Here is a 20,656-nt window from a genome sequence, read left to right on the forward strand (position 1 = left end):
CGGCTAAGATTTCTCTAAGCAAACCAGCTTTTGCGCTCATAAAACAAAAATAGCCAACAACTTTCCTCTTAACGAAAAAGCACCATTGTCCTATAAAAACCAGCCCCTCTTAAAATTGTATCAAAATTCCACAGCTCTTGTTAGCCCAAAGCTCTTTGTAATAATGAGACTCTTTGGATAAGCAAAACGCTTGATACATAAAATATTTAATGCTTTCGTCTTCAGTAAAAGCATATGTCTTGTTTTTCTGAAAGTGTCCGCTTCGTATCTCAAACACCCCCACATCAATGCCATACGACCAAACAACCGCAATAGACCACACTTATCGTGCATCAACCAAACAGCTTCCCGCACCCCAAGAAGGCTCCATCAAAAACACCAGCCCAGCCATTATTCCACTTGCCCAGCCATTATCCCTCTTGGCCAACCATTCCCCCATTCCCTAAGATGTCACAACCAACCTTTTGATTTCATAAAAGTTTCACATCTCTTCTGTTTTTGAAGCGTGAAAAAATTCATTTTTAATCTGTCAACCAGCCTCACGGTAACGTGAGGCTTTATTTTATGGAGAAGCAAATGAGAAAAATATCTAAAGCAGGGCTTGCACTCATTAAACAATGGGAAGGATTGCGTTTACAAGCCTATAAAGATGCCATCGGGGTGTGGACAATCGGCTATGGACATACCACCACAGCTGGCCAACCGTTCGTTCACAAGGGCATGATCATTACTGAAAAACAAGCAGAAGAAATTCTTTCTCAAGATTTAAGACAGTTTGAAAATACCGTTGAAAAACATGTGACAGTTTCTTTAACGGATGAACAATTCGCCGCGCTCGTATCGTTTTGCTATAATATAGGAACATCGGCTTTTTGTAATTCGACCCTTCTAAAAAAGCTCAATAATGGCGAATATGAGGCTGTCCCTGCTGAGTTACAAAAGTGGACTAAAGCAGGAGGAAAACGTCTTCACGGTTTAGTGCACCGTCGTGCAGCAGAATCGGGATTATGGGCAAAAGGGGCTTATGTTTCTCCCAACTACCAAACTGTAGAAACGCAAGCTCCAATGGGATTTTTCAAAGCAGAAGCGCTTACACCGATTATTGGTTCTTTTTCTGGACTTGGGGGCTTATTGGCAGGCAATGGTCCTATCCAATGGGCATTAGCAACCATTATGGTTTTAGCCGCCTGCGTTGGCATTTTCTTTGTGGCAAAACGGTTTCGGGAGCAGCGCTTATGATGTGGTGGTTGAAAAAAAATCTGATGATAACAGGAGCGGCTCTGACCGCTTTTTTTATCGCTTTAGCAAAAGCTTTCACTCTTGGAAAGAAGGTTGAACAACAAAAGCAAATAGAAAAAACGCTAAAGTCATCAACAACACGGCTAGAGGTGGAAAATGAAATTAATCAAAAAAGTGATGCTGATATACGCGCTGCTCTTACTCACTGGTTGCGCGATAAAAACAATCAATGAGCCTTTTTCTTGCGTTGGTTGGATGCCCATTTATTTAGACAAAAAAGATCTCAATATCATCAGTTCAAATCTCGCAAGAGATATTTTAAAGCATAACAAACAAGGGGAACACATGTGTGGGTGGAAACATGGCTAGAAAAAAAACGGAAAAACAAACAGAGCTTACAGAAAAGGAAAAAGAAGTCCTACAAGAAATCATCACAACGTATAAAAGTGTAAAAATGATGTCACGCTATACGAAATGGATTATATTCATCATTTTCTTATTAGCACTTGATTTTTCACGGATCGTAGATGTGCTGGGAAGTATTTTTACACAAAAATCGAATATTCAGCTCTAAAATAAATAAAAAACGTGAGACGTGTTAAATCTTTTAAATATAAAAAGCCATTCGTTATTTTTTGAAAACATGGAGATTTTATTGATGATTTTTCATGTCTCACGAGAAATTTTTATACACTCTTCACAAACACTTTCATGAAATGAATTTAGGGGTATGAAGAGAGATTTTTAACCAACGCGTAAGTCAGCAACTTTGGTAACATAAGAAAAGGATCATACCAACATACATTTTTTTAATAAACTATTGATATCCAAATGATTTTATACTCTTCATAAATAGCATTGCCAAGAATTTGTATTAAAAGACATTTCTTTTAAAGAAGTGCATAAACAAGCAATGTAATGGTAGCCTTACATAAAGCCTCTCATCTTTACGTTGAATAAAAAAGCAAGCCGGCTCCTCTCACCTTCCCAATGCCCTGCCTCCCAATTTCCACCCTCTCAATGCCCTGCCTCCCAATTTCCACCCTCTCAATGCCCTGCCTCTCAATTTCCTGCCTCTAAATACCCTGCCTCCCAATTCCCTGCCTCCCAATTCCCTGCCTCTCAATTTCCACCCTCTCAATTCCCTTATGTTCTATGCATAAAGGTCAAGTTGAAGAGAATATATGGAAAATCCTTGGCTCGAAAATATGAAAAGAAGGCATGAGGCTACAACAGAATTTCGCGTGCCTTTATCATCAGAAGCATTAAAAATTCTAACACAAGCGCGCCTACTGTCTCGTAATGATTTTTTTCGGCTACCTGTCATGGTCCCCTTAGTTCAAAAATGGCTCCCCACTCAAGAATTTTCTGTCACAATATAGGCAACAAACAGAACTTGAGTATAACAACATGGGTTTGGCTCCAGTTTAGGTGATGAGCTTACCGAAGAAAAGATGAGAGCAAGGCGAAAAATTAGCTTTTGTCTTTAAGCTTCTCAAATGGGGCACAGTCTCCCCATTTCAGAGATCAACGAAACAGAGAGATGCTTATTCTCCTATGCAAAAGCTTGAAATACCAGCATCTTATTCATAAAAAAACAAACCAGCCCCATCATGCTCTTTTCAACTCTGTCTTTCCAACGCTCAATAGGTACTAACTCTTAACTACTGACTCTTTTTAACTACTGACTTTTAATGATTGCGTTGGTTCATAAAAACCGTAGTGACCTCTCACCTTATGAAGCACAAACACAGGATTTTTTAACGATGCATGCATAAACCTGAAATGAAAAAACAGAACTGTATTAGGAATAAATGATTATAAATCAAATAGTTATATTTTTATTAGCACAATATTTTCAAAGGAAACCACGATCCCCGCACAATAGAAACATTTCATAAAAACAAGAGAAAAAGCTATGGATTAAGAGTGAAATTCATTCACAATGACGGTAGATCAACCAGTGGAGAATAGAACAATCCTATAAGATAAAGGAACTGTCATAAAAGGAAAAACTGTATGAAACGTGAAAAAGCATAAAAAAACGGGCCCAGAAGACCCGTTTCTTTATTACGTCTATGGAAAAAAGCTTAGAAATCCATTCCGCCCATTCCACCCATTCCGCCAGCAGGCATCGGAGGCATTGGTGTATCTTTCTTTGGAACTTCAGCAACCATTGCTTCTGTTGTGATCAGAAGGCTCGCAATTGAAGCCGCATTTTGAAGAGCAGAACGCAAAAACTTTCACGGGATCAACAATTCTTGAAAGCAATCAAATCACCGAATTCACCGGTTGAAAAACATGAAAAAGCATAAAAAAAACGGGCACAGAAGGCCCGTTTCTTTATTACTTCTATGGAATAAGAGCTTAGAAATCCATTCCGCCCATTCCACCAGCAGGCATCGGAGGCATTAGTGTATCTTTCTTTGGAACTTCAGCAACCATTGCTTCTGTTGTGATCAGAAGGCTCGCAATTGAAGCCGCATTCTGAAGAGCAGAACGCAAAAACTTTCACGGGATCAACAATTCTTGAAAGCAATCAAATCACCAAATTCACCGATTGGAAAACATGAAAAAGCATAAAAAAAACGGGCACAGAAGGCCCGTTTCTTTATTACGTCTAGGAATAAGAGCTTAGAAATCCATTCCGCCCATTCCGCCCATTCCGCCAGCAGGCATCGGAGGCATTGGTGTATCTTTCTTTGGAACTTCAGCAACCATTGCTTCTGTTGTGATCAGAAGGCTCGCAATTGAAGCCGCATTCTGAAGAGCAGAGCGCACAACTTTCACAGGATCAACAATTCCCAAAGCAATCAAATCACCGAATTCACCAGTTGCGGTATTGTAACCATAAGTGTCAGCATTATTTTCCAGCACTTTGCCCACAATAATAGCGGCTTCTTCACCAGCATTGCTTGCAATCTGGCGCGCTGGTGCTTGTAGAGCACGACGAACGATACTAATACCAGCTTCTTGGTCAGGATTACTTCCCTTAACGGTCAACGCATTTGCTGCACGCAACAATGCGGTACCACCACCAGCAACAATACCTTCTTCAACAGCAGCACGTGTTGCATTCAAAGCATCATCAACACGGTCTTTCTTTTCTTTCACTTCAACTTCTGTTGCACCACCCACACGGATAACAGCAACACCACCAGCGAGTTTAGCAAGTCTTTCTTGCAATTTTTCACGGTCATAGTCAGAAGTTGTTTCTTCAATCTGAGCCTTGATTTGATTGACGCGAGCAGTAATTTCAGCCTTTTGTCCAGCACCATCAATAATGGTGGTGTTTTCTTTAGAAATATTCACTTTCTTTGCACGTCCAAGCATATCCAAAGTGACATTTTCAAGTTTAATGCCCACATCTTCAGAAATAACCTGTCCGGATGTCAAGATAGCGATATCCTCTAACATTGCTTTACGACGGTCACCAAATCCAGGAGCTTTTACAGCAGCAATTTTCAAACCACCACGCAATTTGTTGACAACGAGCGTTGCCAAAGCTTCACCTTCCACATCTTCAGCGATAATGAGAAGTGGTTTTCCAGACTGAACAACAGCTTCAAGCACAGGAAGAAGAGATTGCAAATTAGACAATTTCTTTTCGTGAATGAGAATGTAAGGATCATCAAGATCAGCGACCATTTTCTCAGCATTTGTGACAAAATAAGGGGAAAGATACCCACGGTCAAATTGCATTCCTTCAACGACTTCTAATTCCGTTTCAGCGGTTTTAGCTTCTTCCACGGTAATGACGCCTTCATTGCCCACTTTTTCCATAGCATCAGCGATCATTTTACCGATTTCAGCAGCGCCATTAGCGGAAATTGTTCCCACCTGTGCAATTTCTGCTGAAGTTTGAATTTTTTTTGCTTTTTTGAAGAGGTTTGCCACCACTTCTTCAACAGCAGCATCAATCCCACGTTTAAGATCCATTGGGTTCATGCCCGCAGCAACAGCTTTAACACCTTCTTGCACAATAGCTTGTCCTAAAACAGTTGCTGTTGTTGTTCCATCACCAGCGATATCATTGGTTTTAGAAGCAACTTCGCGCAACATTTGTGCACCCATATTTTCGAACTTATCTTCCAGTTCGATTTCCTTTGCAACGGATACACCATCTTTTGTGATACGAGGCGCACCGAATGATTTATCAATCACCACATTGCGACCTTTAGGGCCGAGTGTCACCTTAACAGCATTAGCAAGGATGTCGACACCGCGCAACAAACGCTCACGCGCTTCACGGCCAAATTTGACTTCTTTAGCAGCCATTTAATTTCTCCTTGGAGTTTTCTCAAAATAGTACACAATGAAAAACTAAGTGCTTCAATTAGCCCATAATTCCCATAATGTCAGATTCTTTCATGATGAGGAGGTCTTCCCCATTAATCTTGACTTCAGTTCCAGACCATTTTCCAAACAAAATACGGTCTCCTGTTTTGACTTCTAAAGGCACGCGCTTTCCGTTATCATCGAGAGCGCCATTGCCAACAGCAATCACTTCGCCTTCTTGGGGTTTTTCTTTTGCTGTATCAGGGATGATAATCCCACCAGCCGTTTTATTTTCAGATTCAACCCGACGGACAACGACACGGTCGTGAAGTGGGCGGAATTGTATATTAGCCATGTTTTAAATCCTTAAAACTGAACATAATTGAATTAATCTTAAAAGTTCTTGCTAGCACTCTCAAATTACGAGTGCTAGCATGTGTTAGATATAAAATCGGCATCTCTCAATGTCAAGAATAGCCATAAAAATAATTTCTCTAAATGAAGCTTCAAAGTCTTGCCTCTTATTGCACTTTCGCGTTATCTATCTTTTTTGAGAACCCGTGAACAAAAAAGGATCTTATCATGGTTGAAACACGTCAGGAAACGGATAGCTTTGGAACGATTTCGGTACGTCAAGATCGTTATTGGGGCGCACAAACTGAACGTTCTCTGCATAATTTTAACATTGGCAGTGAAAAGCAGCCTCTTGCCATCATCTATGCCTTAGTCCTTGTCAAAAAAGCAGCAGCGATTGTAAATATGGGCAAAGGAAAACTACCAGAAAATATTGGAAAAGCAATTATTGCCGCCGCTGATGAAGTGCTTGCTGGCGATTTTGATACGCATTTTCCACTGTCCGTCTGGCAAACAGGTTCTGGCACACAAAGCAATATGAATGTCAATGAAGTCATTGCTAATCGTGCTAGTAAGATTTTGGGAGGAAAACTTGGAAGCAAAAAACCAGTTCATCCCAATGACCATGTCAACATGAGCCAATCATCGAACGATTCCTTTCCCACGGCGCTTCACATTGCCACCACGTTGCAAACACGCCAACACTTACTGCCAATCCTTGAAGCTCTTATTGCGACATTAAAACAAAAAGAGCAAGAATTTGCAGATATCATTAAAATCGGCCGCACCCATACGCAAGATGCAACCCCTTTAACCTTAGGGCAAGAATTTTCAGGCTATCGTGCCGCATTAGAAGCCAATTTTCAGCGTATTGAAAATGCTCTAACCGATGTCCAAATGCTTGCTCAAGGTGGTACGGCTGTTGGCACAGGGCTGAATGCGCCAAAAGGTTTTGACGTTGCTTTTGCGCAAACAGTGAGCACTCTCACAGAAATAACGTTCCAAACTGCCAGCAATAAATTTGAAGCACTTGCCCATCATGGCGCCCTTGCGCATTTCCACGGGAGCTTGAATGCTCTCGCTGCTGATCTGTTTAAAATTGCCAATGACATTCGGTTTTTAGGCTCTGGTCCACGTTCCGGTTTAGGGGAACTCAGTCTTCCTGAAAATGAACCAGGCTCTTCTATTATGCCCGGCAAAGTCAACCCCACGCAATGTGAAGCCTTAACCATGGTTGCATGCCAAGTTTTTGGTAATCACACCAGCGTAACCTTTGCCGCAAGCCAAGGACATTTTGAACTCAACGTTTATAAACCTGTTATTGGCTATAACGTTTTACAATCAATTACCCTTCTTGGTGATTGCATGCGTTCTTTTGATATGCATTGCATTCAAGGATTACGGGCCAATCGTGTTCATATTCACTCGCTCATGGAGCGCTCACTCATGTTAGTCACAGCTCTTGCACCAGAAATTGGCTATGAAAAAGCTGCTGAAATTGCCAAAGCAGCGCATAAAAATGATACAACTTTGCGCACCGAAGCATTAAAAGCAGGTGTTTTTGTAGAGGATTATGACCGATTAGTTGATCCTAAAAAGATGATTGCTCCCCAATAAACAACCCACTAAAAAAGATGCAAACATCTTAAAACAAATCTTTCTGTCAAAAGATCGGGGTGTAAACACCCCGATGATGACCGATAACAATTACCCACAGCGTTCATTTTAGGCTCTGAGCCGCATTTATGCTATGGGTGTTTTTGTTGCTTATATTGTACTTAAAAGGCACAACGGTTTTGCAAAGGCATGGATAGTCATAGCTCAACACCCAATGGCTATACTGGCAGAAAGTGATTTAAATGGATATGACCTTAAGGTGTTTTTCATTCTAGCTTCGCGTTTTGATTTTGAAAATCTATTAGCTATCAACCAAACAGAATGAGCTCAAAAAAAATCGGTATTAATAGACATAATTTCAATCGAAGTATAAAAAGATTAATGAATTCATCGTAGTTACGCTTTACAATGTTATCATTATTGATAACATTGGGTAGATAACTCTTATCTCAATGAGATAATGCTTTTATTTATAATGATAATCTAGCGTTATCCATATTGAACGAGAATCCTAAAGACCGTAAGATTTTCTCATTTTAAATCGGTCCCATGTTGCATCAATCAAAATCACTGACTTGCACATCACAAACGCAATGAATGTATGAATAGAAATTGTATCCGATAAGGACTACAAACGCCTCTAATGAACCACCTCAAGTGCCAAGGACTGTCACAACGGACAAAGGGGCCTCTGTCACAACATTGTGGAGAGGACTGTCACAACACCCCACGAACTGGCAAATATAGTAATGGTACCGGCGTGCTCCTTTATGAAGCGTAAAAGAGATGCTCAATAGATTTATTATTATACCATTCACAATCGCTGTCATGAAATGGGTTTAGGAACATTGAGAAATGTCTCTTTTATGAAGCGTGAAGATGGGAGTGCTCAATAGATTTATTATTATATCATTCACAATCGCTGTCATGAAATGGGTTTAGGAACATTGAAAAATGTCTCTTTTATGAAGCGTGAAGATGGGGGTGCTCAATAGAGGAACAGCTGTTGGAACAAAATTCAATGCACCGAAAGGTTTTGACCTTTGCTGAAACAATCCACTCTTTGACGGGATATCCTTGACAGCTCGCAAGAAATTGGAGGCATTTGCCCATTATGGCGCCCTCACCCATTTCCACAAAAACCTGAATGCACGCGCTAATCTCTTTAAAATCGCCAACGACATTCAGTTTTTAGGCTCTCATCCACGTTCCGGCTTTAAGCGAACGGAACGGAGAGTTTATCCGTTTTACATGGCGCATAAGAAACCTCATGAGACTTGAGATTCTCGCACTTTACTCCTTCTGATTCTTCGTATTCCATTCAATCAATCAAAACTATTCGCTTAGATTATTATAAGCAAAAGTGGCATATAGATAAAAAAGAAATAAAGTCGCCCATCCCCTCGAGTGCTCAAAAGGCTACCGCAATACAAAGCTATGCAATATCAAAAACGAGCAACGAATATGACGGTGCCAATATGCATTTTTACGATAAATTGAATATTTAAGCACATTGGTGTCAATCATAATGGATAATACATTTAATAACAAAAAGTGTTTTAATGTATATAAAGTAATATTTTTTTAACAAATAGAAAGCTTGTTTACTATACTATAATTTTTTCTAAAACACAGAGAACACTGAAAGAGTATATAAAAATACTGAAAAATCAATATAAACGCGGGATAATAGCATGAAAACAAGTTTCAAGAACGCTTAAATATGGATAATTATAGAGTTTTTGAATGTTTTAGTTTTCATAATGATATTAAATATAGATTTTTTTAACCAATTCGTATATAATACGATTTGTATCTGAAATAAATTGGGGACGTTTTTATGAAAACAAAATGTTTAGTTGCACTATCTATTTTCACCTTCATTACCGCTTCAACAGCGCAAGCAGCAGATACAGTAATCTTTAAGCAATCAGAACCGAAGGTTTCATTGCAAGATGTTTCGTCATCACGTATTTCACCGGTTACTGTTTCTGCGCCTTTTTCTTGGTCTGGTTTTTATTTTGGAGGACAAATTGGATATTTTTCCAATAAAAATACTCTAAATTATGCACAAGAAGCCAGGGACGGAAAGTGGGCTTGGGTTGATAGAGATTTATCACCGAAACTATCAGGATTGAGAGCAGGTTTGTATGCAGGTTCTAATATTGATCTGGGAGATCTTGTTTTCAGTTTTGATACCGATATGGTCTGGTCTGGGAGGAAAAGCACCCAAACAGACAATGGAAAGAAAATTCTAGATGAATCAAACTCCATTAACATTGCCTTTAAAAAAGCTGGGATTCCTATCATAAAACCTGCAGCTCAGGGTGAAACGATATCCAACTATGGTGACATTGTTGTTAGCAGTGTAACATTGAAAGAAACGTGGTCTGGTGCCACGCGCGCGCGCATTGGTTTTGCTTCCCATCGTCTTATGCCTTATATTGCAGGGGGTATAGCCTATAGACAGATGCAATATATCATGTCACTTTTATCAAAATCGCAAGAAGATTCGACAATTTTTGCTTCTGGCAATGTGTTAGATGAGACAAAAACAATGTTTGGTTACACTGTTGGTGGTGGTTTTGATCTTGCAATGACAGATAATATCATTATGCGGACAGAATATCGTTATTCAGATTTTTTTAAAAAGAAATTTGCAAACGATAACCTTAAAATCTCTTCTCAAACGCATGATGTTCGCTTTGGTATCGCTTATAAATTCTAAGTTTTTTAGAAAAGTTGAACGATTAAAAAACCCTGTTAAAAACGGGGTTTTTTAATGCCCCTTTCCCCCTAAAAAGACGTAGATTCTAAAAACCTGTACTAAACTGTAAACAAATAGTCACGAAACAATAAAGCCTCTCCCTCTCTTAAAGCAAATTTCTATCCTCTCAGCCTTTCATGTAATGCCTTTGGAATATAAAAGCTTTACCATCATACCACTGGGCGCCATCGTAAAATAAATGAGAGCCGTTATTTAAGAGATATTTCTTTAAAATAAATATGGATATTGTGCATCAATTGCAGTTTTATAAGATGATGTTGACTTGGCCTCCCCGCTCTTAAAGGATAAAGATTCTAAACACCCATTTTTAAACACCCATTTTTAAACACCATGTCCGTTTATAAAAGCACAAAAACCCTTGGAGACTCTTGGGGGATATTGGGGGATATTGGGCGGGCTTCTTTGGGCTCCTCCTCATGGAATGCCCTTAAATCTCAAGCAAGACAAACACTGAAGAATATCCAACACACACCGAAAAAAATACTGTAACGTTTCAAGGAAGTATGCCCTATATGACCACACTTCAAACGACAGTATTTTACCGCTATTGTATGCCAGAGTGGAGAGAGGATATTGCGGTTCTCTGTTTATGTAATTTCTATAACGGGGAGACAGCTTCATTTAGGGAGCACATGAAGTTGTCAAGGTAAAAAACCAATTTCCAACCTTACCATTTCCCTCTGCTTTACGACTTTCGAAAGCCTCTAAAGCATAATCTTTTAAGCCTCTCATGCTCCTGTCTTTTAAAGAGAGGAGATTACACATTGCCCCATGTTTTTGTTGCTCACATATCTTTTTGGCGATCACGCCCCTCATGTCATACGACAACGCTTCAAACCAAACACACTCAAATCCAAGACACTTGGGTTGCCAATTCACATGCGTGTTTTAAAGAAACAGCTCTCAAAACCCTCAAGCCCATTTTGCGAAAGCACCTACAAGAATATAAAATCTATAAAGCCTCTAAAGCACTATTTTTTAAGCCTCTAAAGCTCCTGTCTTTTAAAGAGTGGAGATTACGCACTACCCCATGTTTTTGTTGCTCACATATCTTTTTGGCGATCACGCCCCTCATGTCATACGACAACGCTTCAAACCAAACACACTCAAATTCAAGACACTTGGGTTGCCAATTCACATGCGTGTTTTAAAGAAACAGCTCTCAAAACCTTCAAGCCCATTTTGCGAAAGCACCTACAAGAATATAAAATCTATAGAGCACCATCTCTACACTTCATAAAAATGCAAGCTGGCACCATCCATCATATACTTTACCTCCAATGATGCCCTTGAAACGGTTCATAAGAGGCATTTTTATTCATTTTTTGTAAAATTTCACTCCACGCGAGCTCATCTAGCTTGTAACGTACAAGCGACATGATTTTGGTTGATTTACTATAAGCAGACTTGAAATGAGAGAATCCTACGGTATTCGAGGTTTTTCATTCAACATGCAAAACATTGAACACGGTCTATAAATCCCATGTTTTATAAATCCCCCCATGTTTTATAAATCCCATGTTTTATAAAACAACGTGATGCACCATAACAGGATAAAGGAAAATATTTATGAAGTGGTGCGGGTGGTCGGACTCGAACCGACACTCCTCTCGGAACCAGATTTTGAGTCTGGCGCGTCTACCAGTTCCACCACACCCGCACACTTTTATAAAAGACAGGACTATAAAAGACAGACTTGTCGATTATTCTTTTGCACTATATGAAGAAGAACAGATTCGTCAACAGAAGACTTCTCATTTTTTAAGAATTCATATCATTTTCTGATCTATTTTATGGAATATTTTCTTTATTGGATTTCTCTACCGGATTTATAGCAATCTCATTTGTAAAGTCTTTACCTCTTAAACTTATAAAAAGCCTCATGATATTAAACAAATTAAAGCTTTGGACGATTTCTTTAGCAAATCGGCGTACAGCACCACACTGGCTTGGTTTCATTGCCTTTATTGAAAGTTCTGTTTTTCCAATTCCCATAGATGTTTTATATATTCCGATGCTTCTTATCCATCAAAAGCGGGTTTATCGCTATGCTTTGATTGCGACAATCTGTTCTGTATTAGGAGGCATTGCCGGTTGGTTTATCGGACATTTTGCCTATGATACCCTTGCCAAACCCATTTTAGAAATTTATGGTAAGGTTGAAAGTTTTGAATCTCTGAAAAATAGTGCAACCCTGCAATTTCTCATCATTTTACTGATAACATCAGGTTTTTTTCATCTTCCCCCCATCAAGATTGTCACAATTTTGGCCGGTGTTATGAGTGTGCGTCTTGAACTTTTCATGCTTATTTGTATTTTTTCTAGAGGCGCTCGTTTTTATCTTCTCGCGTGGCTGATTAAACATTTTGGACAAAAAGCAATGAATTTTCTAGTACAGCATTTCAAATGGATTGTTCTCATTGGTTGTGTTAGCCTCCTTTTAATTTATGGGATTTTCATAGCTTTTTTAAACAAGAAGCTTTTATAAGGAATAGACTTAATGGCATGCGTTTTGTCTTCTCACCCACTTTTACACAAACACCTTCATCTTGAACCCAGCAGAAAAGAACAAAGTTTATGGGCTTTTTTTCTCGCTTTTTGCTTGTCTGCCACAATAGGTATTGCCCTTGGTTTTGAATATTTCGGAGGATATCTTCCTTGCGATTTATGTCTCATAGAGCGTTTTCCTTATTATGGAGCCATACCATTTTTGCTCTTAGCAGGTTTTGGGGCATATTTTTTTCGCATAACTGCTTGGATACAACTTTTGTTTTTGTGTGTTTTTGTCTTAATGTGCATCAGCCTTGTTTTAGCCGTTTATCATGCGGGTGTTGAATATGGCTTTTGGGAAGCTCCCCTCAGCTGTGGTTTAAGCGCAGTCAGAAAAACCTCAGACATTAACCAGCTGCTTAACCAATTAAATAGCATTCATCCCCCTTCTTGTTCTGAAGCATCCGCACGCTTTCTTTTTCTTTCATTTGCCGGTTGGAATGTCGTCTCAAGCCTATTTTTCTCCCTTATAAGCCTCTATATTACTTCAAAAGGGCTCCTTTCAATCCATAAAAAACTCTAACCATAAAATAGAAACGAAACCGCGTACACTCGTTCTCTCCAATCGCTTCCCCTCTAACCAACCAACCCTCCAGTCACCAATCCCCACCCAAAACCACCCACCGCCAAACCAACCCACCAACACCAACGAGTCACCAACATCCCTCCTCTAGCGTTGTACTCAAAAGACAAAAATAAGCAGATACATCCATTTTATGGTTTCACCTCTCTGTACTTATAAGCAACATTTTGATAAAAACTCGTGATAGAAAAGCCGTAAAATAATAAGTGAGGGGACCAATAAATATAAATGGTCTGCTATGGCTGAAGATAAGAACACAGAGCCTTCTACCCTATCACCTATTTCCTTAGATATAACCAAACTTGAAGAACCATGTGTTATGATGGAACATGATCATAATGCATGGCGTGAGCATATAAAAGAAAGAGATTTAAATGCGCCTTACGAAAAACCACCTCATATAAAACCACGAATCAAATCGGCACCACGCATCAGACAAGTTTTTTGGTGTGATTTTCCTCATGATTCGATACTCCCTGAATTTTGGAAAAAGCGGCCTGTTTTAGTGCTTTCTAAGAATGCAAAATTATATGGAAATGTGACAGTTTTACCTTTTTCAACGAAATCACAACCCAATAATCCCGCTGCGTATCCAATACAATCTCCTATAGAGAATAAAAAAGCGTGGATTATCTGCAATTATGTCACAACAGTTTCTGTAAGTCGTTTAAGTTGCTCACGTACCGTTCCAAGGTTATCCTGCGAAGATTTTCATAAAGTTGTAGCTCTGATGCTCAAATATTTACCGCATTTACAGTATTGACTTTTGAGAAAAATAAGTGTACCTATATCAGCATACACGGCATCAGTAATGGTGGCCGCTTCCCCGCAAGGGGAGATAGGAACGAAGGAGTGGGAAACCGCTCCTTTCGTCATTTTTAGTATTTTTTTGAAAACTGCCATTTTTTGCAACCTTCCCTAGAACATATCCAACATTCATTCTCCACCGTTGTTGTTTTGAAATATCTGCGATTTGGGGTAAGCAGAAGACAATATCCACACCTTGGATCCGGTAAAGTTTCCCATGGAGATTACCGAGATATTGTACATACTTATCATTTCATTGCACAAAAAATCATGCTGCCGTTGCTTAAACTTTATATGATTTTCCGCAATGGGAATATCTTTCCAAGATTGAAAAAAAGCTTCGCTTTATATGACCACACCTCAAACGATCGTATTTGACGAGATAACAAAGAAAATTCTCTAATAAACCAGAAATCAACACCCAACCGATTTCTATCTCTTCACCAAAAACAATTGTTTATTGCCCTAACCACATTATTTCACCGGTCACATGATCTAACATAGCTTTTGCAGATAGATTTTCTTCCCTGTTCTCCTAGAAACGATCTATGCTATTTTGGGATTTACTGCTGAATTGCTTATGCTTGCACTTTGAATGCCTTTTTTCTCACCATATAAAAGGTAGATAAAAAAATAATTTCGTTTATCAGCTTTATTTTAAAGACACACCTATTTTTACAGGATACGTTTTCCTTTCTATCAGCCCTATCGCGTTCAATACACTTGTCGTTTCTAAACATGAACCACCAAGCATCACAATGGAGCAATAGACATCCATCACTTTCATGGGCACTTGCATTGACAAGAGATAAACAAGAGTATTGATCATCACACACGGAGCAAAAATCTATAGCGACTACGCCATAGACTTTCGCCACGCACGGGTTATTCTTAAAGCATATTTATGATGAGATAATCATTTATGACATCCTTTTTGTTGCACCACAGAACGGGTTTTGCTAACGAGTTTTACTATTGTGCAAATTTTTCAAGAGAAATCCTCACTCGCTCATAGATGACAAGATTTCTTTATGGAGAAAGCGTATGGCGCTCAGTTTTGACCTTTTCTATAACAACGATAAGTTCAAATTTTAACCAAAACGACAATACACCTACTCTCAACGATTTACGCACCACCTCATCGGCAACAGGCTGCTCCAATATCGGTGTATTTATCGGTGCATTGACTTGAGGATTTTTTGCACTTCCACGCACCGTAAAAAAAGAAAATATTTTTCTCATGTTGCATTCTCATTTCAATTTATAATGGATTTTAAAATGACCAAAAAAATCAAACAAAAATAGAGAGGTAAGTTACGAAAACTACAGGGTAAATTTTACTGCCCCAAAATGTCTATTTTCCCCCGCCTGAACAGTCAGAGGAACACTATAAAAATTATTTTCATTGAAAAACAATTACTTATAATCTAGGGAAGAAAAGTAAAAATATCCCCCAGAAAAAGAGATTACCTTCAAAATTATCAAAAAAAGCAGCACAATTTTACTGATCTTTTTATTTTTTTTCTTTTGATAAAATTAATTGGCAGGTGTCTTAGGCGCCCCTCCGGTAGGTTCCCAATTCGCAACAGCCGCTAATTCCTCAATGAGCTTCTCTCTTGGTAAATTATCATCATCCACCAACTTGTACTGAACGGCATTGTCACTAAGCCACTTTATAAGCGTTCCTTTAACAGTTTTACCACCCTCAGCCTCACTCACCGCTTCCCATGCCGCAACAATAGCAGCAAGCTTTGGAGCATAACGTGGATGCGTTGGATCTTGAAACGCATATTTTTGATCCTTAGTCTCAGCAAAATTATCCTCAGGGAAAAAAACTTTAGGTCTCTTACCACGCAATGAAAGCCATTCTTTTAAATCATCAACGCGAACATATGAGGAATCTGCATCTATATCACCAAAAGGATCATACGACCATTCTATCTTTAATTGATTGCTTTTTCCCGCTTGAACGATAGCATGATAGGCTGCACGGAAATTAGCAGTATTTTCTAATGATACGCGACGGTTACTTTCGTAAATATCACCTTTTTCTGGTTCTAATTTGTTGAAAAACAGACACTTTCCTGGATTCAAGCCCGCTATCAATAACGCTGCCTGCAGTATTGTTAGTTTTTGAGAACGTAAAAGCCATTCTATACTTTCATCAATTTCCATATATTCCCCGCTTTTTCTACAAAACTTAACATATTTTTTAAAATGCTAAGAGCAATCTCCTTCACTGACACAGAGATTATACTCCCCTCACATTGCACGCTTATCACACTTTTTAATAATCCCACAACCACACCCCTCCTTGTGATCCACAAGAAAATGATTTGAATTGTTTCAATATAAGAAGTTTTGAAATGAGAGGAATCCTACTGAATTTTGGGCTTTCATACAAGATATCAGGCAAGTTACAAGGCGATAAATGCCCCTTCATAAAGCATAAATTTTTATGCGTGATCAAACAATTTGATATGATAATATCTCTCTCATTTATACACCCCCACCCTTAAACCTGCCCCTGCAATCACAGCACAAAAGATAATTCGTTACACGCTAACAAATCCACCTAAATGCAAAAGCTGTAACAACGCTAAAATGCGCGTAAATATCATAAGAATACTGGCTTACACTTCCACAAGCAGAATGAGTGGCGTAAAACTGTACAATAAAATGCCATGCCTATAATGAACCGTTCTAAAGACTGTCGCAACACTGGGAGCTAAGGTGTATGATGATGCCGGCTTGCTCTTTATGAAGTAACAAGCCAGCACCATCTATTTGCCAGCCCCCAATGTTGTGACAGCCCTTGGCTCTTAAGACGGCTCATAAGAGCCATTTTTAGTCCTTTCTTCTATAGTTTTTACCCACACACCAACCCCGCTTGTAGTGTGCAAGCAAGTAATTTTGATTGATTTAAGATAAACAGATTTGAAATGAGAGAATCCCACGTTATTCGGGAGGCTAATTCAATATGAATAACGCTAGATTATCATTATAAATCAATATCTTTTATGCAGCGTAAAGATAAGAAGGCTCAATGGAGTGTATATTATTGTATGAAGGCTTTACTGTTTTACTCTTTTATACTCTTCACGGACGCCCTCATGAAAGAGACTTTTGTCCCTTGAAAAAGTCTCTTTTAAAGAATTATCTCAAATTCCAAAGATTGTTATCGTCTTTTGAACCCGTCAAATGAATGATCGTGCCCGCTTATTTCCATATATTCACAATACATTAGAATGCTCCATTGAAAACGTCCCATAATAAAGCATATTTTCTCTCAATGCTTTCACGCCCCCCTCTCGACCCCACTTAATAAATCTCCCACTTAATAAATCTTCCTGTACTTGAATTTATTTGCCAGCTTTACTTTCATAGCACCCCAGCATTTTTTTACTGCAACCTTTTTGCAATTTTTCAGTTTTGAACTTTTAGATTGACTTTCGGTTTATTTTTCTTATGTTTTAGAATTATTCTAAAGTGCAGAGGAACAGAAAATGTTGAGATCGTTTTTTTCATTTGTACAACGTAAAGCTCTGTCCTTTCGTTCAGCACAAAACGTGATACTTAAAGCGCTCAAATTAAAAGAGCAACATGCGGCGCTCTATTTAAAATATGCAAAAGCTCTAGAACCTTATTCCTCTAAGGAAGCCGCGGTTTTTACCGCCATGGGGCTTCAAGAGCTTAAAAATTATAAGCAACTTTTGTGCCTTTCTTGCCATAATCGTGCAAACACTATCGGTTCATTATGTGACAAAACTTCTCTTGTGAAAGACAAAACTTCTCTTGTGAAAGGCAAGAACCGCCATCCCTCCCAAAAAACAACAGCGGCAAATCACACCATAAAAAAACCTTCGAAAACGCAAAGACAAACACTTTTGACTTGGATTCAACCAGGTCTAGCAGGGTTAATGGATGGCTCTGTTTCCACCCTTGCCCCCATTTTTGCCGCAGCTTTTGCCACGGGAGACACGCATCAAACTTTTTTGATAGGGCTCTCAGCTTCAATTGGTGCGGGACTTTCAATGGGTTTCACAGAAGCAGCCCATGATGACGGAAAATTATCAGGGCGTGGTTCGCCATTAAAAAGAGGCCTTGCCAGCGGCATTATGACCACATTAGGAGGATTAGGCCATACGCTTCCCTATTTAATCAACTCTTTTTATGTAGCGACAATTATTGCTTTTATCATTGTTTTTTTCGAACTAGGCGCCATCGTCTGGATTCAGAACAAATTCATGTCCACTCCCTTTTGGCGCGCTTCTTTACAGGTCATCATTGGGGGAGCTCTGGTTTTTGCCACGGGTATACTTATCGGTAGTATCTAAAAAAATCTTATCTGTAACCATAATTTAGATCTCAAATAAGCGCATGCCCCTAGGCATAAGCCATCCTTGATGATGCCATTATTGAAAAATGCCTTTGATGATGTTAGGTGGTGTTGTGGAATATTTTAGATCAGCAAGAGATGATAAGCAAGCTCTGGGGACAACCTATATCCACACACCTTTATCGACTTGGTTTTATAGATATCTTTTGTTAAAGTATCATTTTCTTCTAGACCTCATATTTTGGAAATGCCTCGATCATGTCGCACACTGAAACCAACGCCTCTCTAAACAATCATCCTGTCTCTTCTCAACCTTCACATGCCCAGACTTTATTTGTTCAGCGTCTTGCACACGGACAAGGTTTAGAACTTCCTTGCTACGCGACAGCGGGTTCTGCGGGTCTTGATCTACGGGCAGCAATTGGAGAAGAAGAAACGCTTGTTCTTGCCCCTGGGCAGCGGGCGCTTATTCCAACAGGTCTCATTTTTCATTTATCTCTTGGGTTTGAAGCACAAATACGTCCACGCTCTGGCTTAGCCTTAAAACACGGCATCACATGCCTCAACACTCCAGGAACGATTGATAGTGATTACCGTGGTGAAGTCAAAGTCCTTCTTATCAATTTAGGACAAGAAGACTTTTCCATCCAACGAGGCATGCGCATTGCCCAAACAGTCATCGCTCCCGTATCCCAAGTTAATGTTTGCGCCATTGAACCAGAGCAAAGTACCCAAAGCCATAACGAGAGCCGTGGAACAGGAGGTTTTGGTTCAACGGGACACACTTAAGAAGCTCTGAAAAATCTCTACTCTCAAAATAACACATACCCAACCACTCTTTCACTAGAAGTCCCTTGGGCTTTTAAAGTGTAGAAGGAGTGCGCATTTGCTTTCAAAGTTTTTTCACTAAACGCCCCTCTAAACAAGTATCCTTACTCTTCTCCTGTCTCTTCTCAATCTTCACACCCCCCTTGACTTTATCCGTTCAGCATCTTGCACTTGGGACAAGAAAGCTTCCTCACTACACAACGGCTGATTCTGCGGTCTTGGATTTACAAGCAGCAATTGGTAAAGAAGAAACGCTTGTTCTTGCCTCTGGGCAGCGGGCACTTATTCCAACAGGTCTCATTTTTCATTTATCTCTTGGGTTTGAAGCACGCATCCGTCCACGCTCTGGCTTAGCCTTAAAACACGGGCATCACATGCCTCAACACTCCAAGAACGATTGGGTGTGACTATCCGGAAGTGAAGTCAAACTCCTTCTTATCAATTTAGGCCAAGAAGACTTTTCAATCCAACGGGGCATGCGCATTGCCCAAACAGTCATCGCCCCTGTATCCCAAGTTAATGTTTGCGCCATTGAACCAGAGCAAAATACCCAAAGCCATAACGAGAGCCGTGGAACAGGAGGTTTTGGTTCAACAGGACACACTTAAGAGGCTCTGAAAAATCGCTACTCTCAAAATAACACACATACTTATTCCAACCACTCTTTCACTGGAAATTCTTTGCGCTTTTAAAGTGCAGAGGGAATGCGCATTTGCTTTCAAAGTTTTTTCACTAAACGCCCCTCTAAATAATCATCTCTCAATTACGTCTCTCACGCTATACAAAACTTCATTATCGCCCGATACCCCTCCCCCATAACAAAAACATTGGCATTAACCATTGAGCGTTCACACACTGCTTGTAATGTCGACAATCTATACATCATATTGATTTATAATAATAATGAATTGTCTTTCAACTTAAATGAGAAATCTCAATACTGTAAGATTGTTTCATGGCAAGCCTATTTATATTAAATCAATCAAAAGCATGTTTCTCACATTCCAAACGTGGTTAGCATACAGATAAAAACTGAAAAAATGCCTACAATGAATACGTATATTAACACTGTCTTGGAAAAAAATATAAATACGATAATGGTGCTCGCTTACTCTTTTATTCAGCATAAAGAGAGTGAGGTTCGATAGATTTTTTGATTATTTTACGGGGGCTTTACGGTTATACCATTTATGGATAACATGTAAGTTTTATGTAAAAATAACTTGCTGTATTTATACAGCTTTTTTACAGTGAGGGACGCGTAAATAAAAGT

General features: G+C 39.3%; 16 protein-coding genes, 1 tRNA gene and 4 pseudogenes. 14 read left to right on the forward strand and 7 right to left on the reverse strand.

What is annotated here, in order from left to right:
* Positions 1 to 576: 576 nt before the first annotated feature.
* The 4 genes and pseudogenes from ACFIMS_RS02490 to ACFIMS_RS02505 form a co-directional block, all read left to right on the forward strand.
* Positions 577 to 1,239, forward strand: a complete 663-nt coding sequence (locus ACFIMS_RS02490; protein WP_375679049.1) for a lysozyme — start codon at positions 577 to 579, stop codon at positions 1,237 to 1,239.
* Positions 1,236 to 1,472: a hypothetical protein gene (locus ACFIMS_RS02495; protein ID WP_375611603.1), complete on the forward strand. Its 237-nt coding sequence runs from the start codon at positions 1,236 to 1,238 to the stop codon at positions 1,470 to 1,472. Before ACFIMS_RS02490 ends, ACFIMS_RS02495 begins: the two co-directional genes overlap by 4 nt.
* 128 nt (positions 1,473 to 1,600) lie before the next feature.
* Positions 1,601 to 1,813 carry a hypothetical protein gene (locus ACFIMS_RS02500; protein ID WP_375610233.1) on the forward strand — a complete coding sequence of 71 codons (213 nt, stop codon included), beginning with the start codon at positions 1,601 to 1,603 and terminating at the stop codon, positions 1,811 to 1,813.
* Positions 1,814 to 2,382: 569 nt separating this feature from the next.
* A pseudogene (locus ACFIMS_RS02505) lies at positions 2,383 to 2,552 on the forward strand (integrase); the annotation flags it as partial.
* Positions 2,553 to 3,329: 777 nt separating this feature from the next.
* Here the strand turns inward: ACFIMS_RS02505 and groEL are convergent.
* From groEL to groES, 4 genes and pseudogenes are all read right to left on the reverse strand, one after another.
* A pseudogene (gene groEL, locus ACFIMS_RS02510) lies at positions 3,330 to 3,535 on the reverse strand (chaperonin GroEL); the annotation flags it as partial.
* A 71-nt stretch (positions 3,536 to 3,606) separates the two neighbouring features.
* On the reverse strand, positions 3,607 to 3,744 hold the full coding sequence (locus ACFIMS_RS02515; RefSeq protein ID WP_375621593.1) for a hypothetical protein: 138 nt from the start codon (positions 3,742 to 3,744) through the stop codon (positions 3,607 to 3,609).
* Between the two features lie 129 nt (positions 3,745 to 3,873).
* Positions 3,874 to 5,517, reverse strand: a complete 1,644-nt coding sequence (gene groL / locus ACFIMS_RS02520; protein ID WP_375606493.1) for a chaperonin GroEL — start codon at positions 5,515 to 5,517, stop codon at positions 3,874 to 3,876.
* A gap of 58 nt (positions 5,518 to 5,575) precedes the next feature.
* On the reverse strand, positions 5,576 to 5,872 hold the full coding sequence (groES, locus tag ACFIMS_RS02525) for a co-chaperone GroES (RefSeq protein ID WP_005774667.1): 297 nt from the start codon (positions 5,870 to 5,872) through the stop codon (positions 5,576 to 5,578).
* A gap of 227 nt (positions 5,873 to 6,099) precedes the next feature.
* Here groES and fumC point away from each other — a divergent pair, with 227 nt between their 5' ends.
* From fumC to ACFIMS_RS02545, 4 genes and pseudogenes are all read left to right on the forward strand, one after another.
* Positions 6,100 to 7,488, forward strand: a complete 1,389-nt coding sequence (fumC, locus tag ACFIMS_RS02530) for a class II fumarate hydratase (protein WP_375611602.1) — start codon at positions 6,100 to 6,102, stop codon at positions 7,486 to 7,488.
* 133 nt (positions 7,489 to 7,621) lie between these two features.
* On the forward strand, positions 7,622 to 7,813 hold the full coding sequence (locus ACFIMS_RS02535; protein ID WP_375692412.1) for a hypothetical protein: 192 nt from the start codon (positions 7,622 to 7,624) through the stop codon (positions 7,811 to 7,813).
* Between the two features lie 671 nt (positions 7,814 to 8,484).
* Positions 8,485 to 8,703: pseudogene (locus ACFIMS_RS02540) on the forward strand (lyase family protein); the annotation flags it as partial.
* A 625-nt stretch (positions 8,704 to 9,328) separates the two neighbouring features.
* Positions 9,329 to 10,216 carry an outer membrane protein gene (locus tag ACFIMS_RS02545; RefSeq protein ID WP_375611600.1) on the forward strand — a complete coding sequence of 296 codons (888 nt, stop codon included), beginning with the start codon at positions 9,329 to 9,331 and terminating at the stop codon, positions 10,214 to 10,216.
* Positions 10,217 to 11,851: 1,635 nt separating this feature from the next.
* Here ACFIMS_RS02545 and ACFIMS_RS02550 read toward each other — a convergent pair.
* Positions 11,852 to 11,936, reverse strand: a tRNA-Leu gene (locus ACFIMS_RS02550).
* Positions 11,937 to 12,158: 222 nt separating this feature from the next.
* On the opposite strand from ACFIMS_RS02550, the gene ACFIMS_RS02555 reads away from it, so the two are divergent.
* The 3 genes from ACFIMS_RS02555 (at position 12,159) to ACFIMS_RS02565 (ending at position 14,172) form a co-directional block, all read left to right on the forward strand.
* Positions 12,159 to 12,764 (forward strand): YqaA family protein, encoded by a 606-nt coding sequence (locus ACFIMS_RS02555; RefSeq protein WP_375679922.1) that lies wholly within the window; start codon positions 12,159 to 12,161, stop codon positions 12,762 to 12,764.
* A 12-nt stretch (positions 12,765 to 12,776) separates the two neighbouring features.
* The gene (locus tag ACFIMS_RS02560; RefSeq protein WP_375668247.1) at positions 12,777 to 13,349 is read left to right on the forward strand and encodes a disulfide bond formation protein B; all 573 of its coding nucleotides are present in this window, start codon (positions 12,777 to 12,779) and stop codon (positions 13,347 to 13,349) included.
* Between the two features lie 298 nt (positions 13,350 to 13,647).
* Positions 13,648 to 14,172, forward strand: a complete 525-nt coding sequence (locus ACFIMS_RS02565; RefSeq protein ID WP_273790913.1) for a type II toxin-antitoxin system PemK/MazF family toxin — start codon at positions 13,648 to 13,650, stop codon at positions 14,170 to 14,172.
* Between the two features lie 1,073 nt (positions 14,173 to 15,245).
* Here the strand turns inward: ACFIMS_RS02565 and ACFIMS_RS02570 are convergent.
* Together ACFIMS_RS02570 and ACFIMS_RS02575 are read right to left on the reverse strand one after the other, a co-directional pair.
* Positions 15,246 to 15,458 (reverse strand): hypothetical protein, encoded by a 213-nt coding sequence (locus ACFIMS_RS02570; protein ID WP_375676238.1) that lies wholly within the window; start codon positions 15,456 to 15,458, stop codon positions 15,246 to 15,248.
* Between the two features lie 294 nt (positions 15,459 to 15,752).
* Positions 15,753 to 16,391, reverse strand: a complete 639-nt coding sequence (locus tag ACFIMS_RS02575) for a hypothetical protein (protein WP_375696367.1) — start codon at positions 16,389 to 16,391, stop codon at positions 15,753 to 15,755.
* A 1,331-nt stretch (positions 16,392 to 17,722) separates the two neighbouring features.
* Here ACFIMS_RS02575 and ACFIMS_RS02580 point away from each other — a divergent pair.
* The 3 genes and pseudogenes from ACFIMS_RS02580 to dut (ACFIMS_RS02590) all read left to right on the forward strand — a co-directional run bounded on the left by ACFIMS_RS02580 (position 17,723) and on the right by dut (ACFIMS_RS02590) (position 19,991).
* On the forward strand, positions 17,723 to 18,553 hold the full coding sequence (locus tag ACFIMS_RS02580; RefSeq protein ID WP_375696368.1) for a VIT1/CCC1 transporter family protein: 831 nt from the start codon (positions 17,723 to 17,725) through the stop codon (positions 18,551 to 18,553).
* Between the two features lie 260 nt (positions 18,554 to 18,813).
* On the forward strand, positions 18,814 to 19,344 hold the full coding sequence (gene dut / locus ACFIMS_RS02585; protein WP_375696369.1) for a dUTP diphosphatase: 531 nt from the start codon (positions 18,814 to 18,816) through the stop codon (positions 19,342 to 19,344).
* An 89-nt stretch (positions 19,345 to 19,433) separates the two neighbouring features.
* Positions 19,434 to 19,991 (forward strand): annotated as a pseudogene (dut, locus tag ACFIMS_RS02590) (dUTP diphosphatase).
* Positions 19,992 to 20,656 lie beyond the last annotated feature (665 nt).

It is taken from the genome of Bartonella sp. AP331QHHD, assembly GCF_042195905.1.
GTDB lineage: Bacteria > Pseudomonadota > Alphaproteobacteria > Rhizobiales > Rhizobiaceae > Bartonella.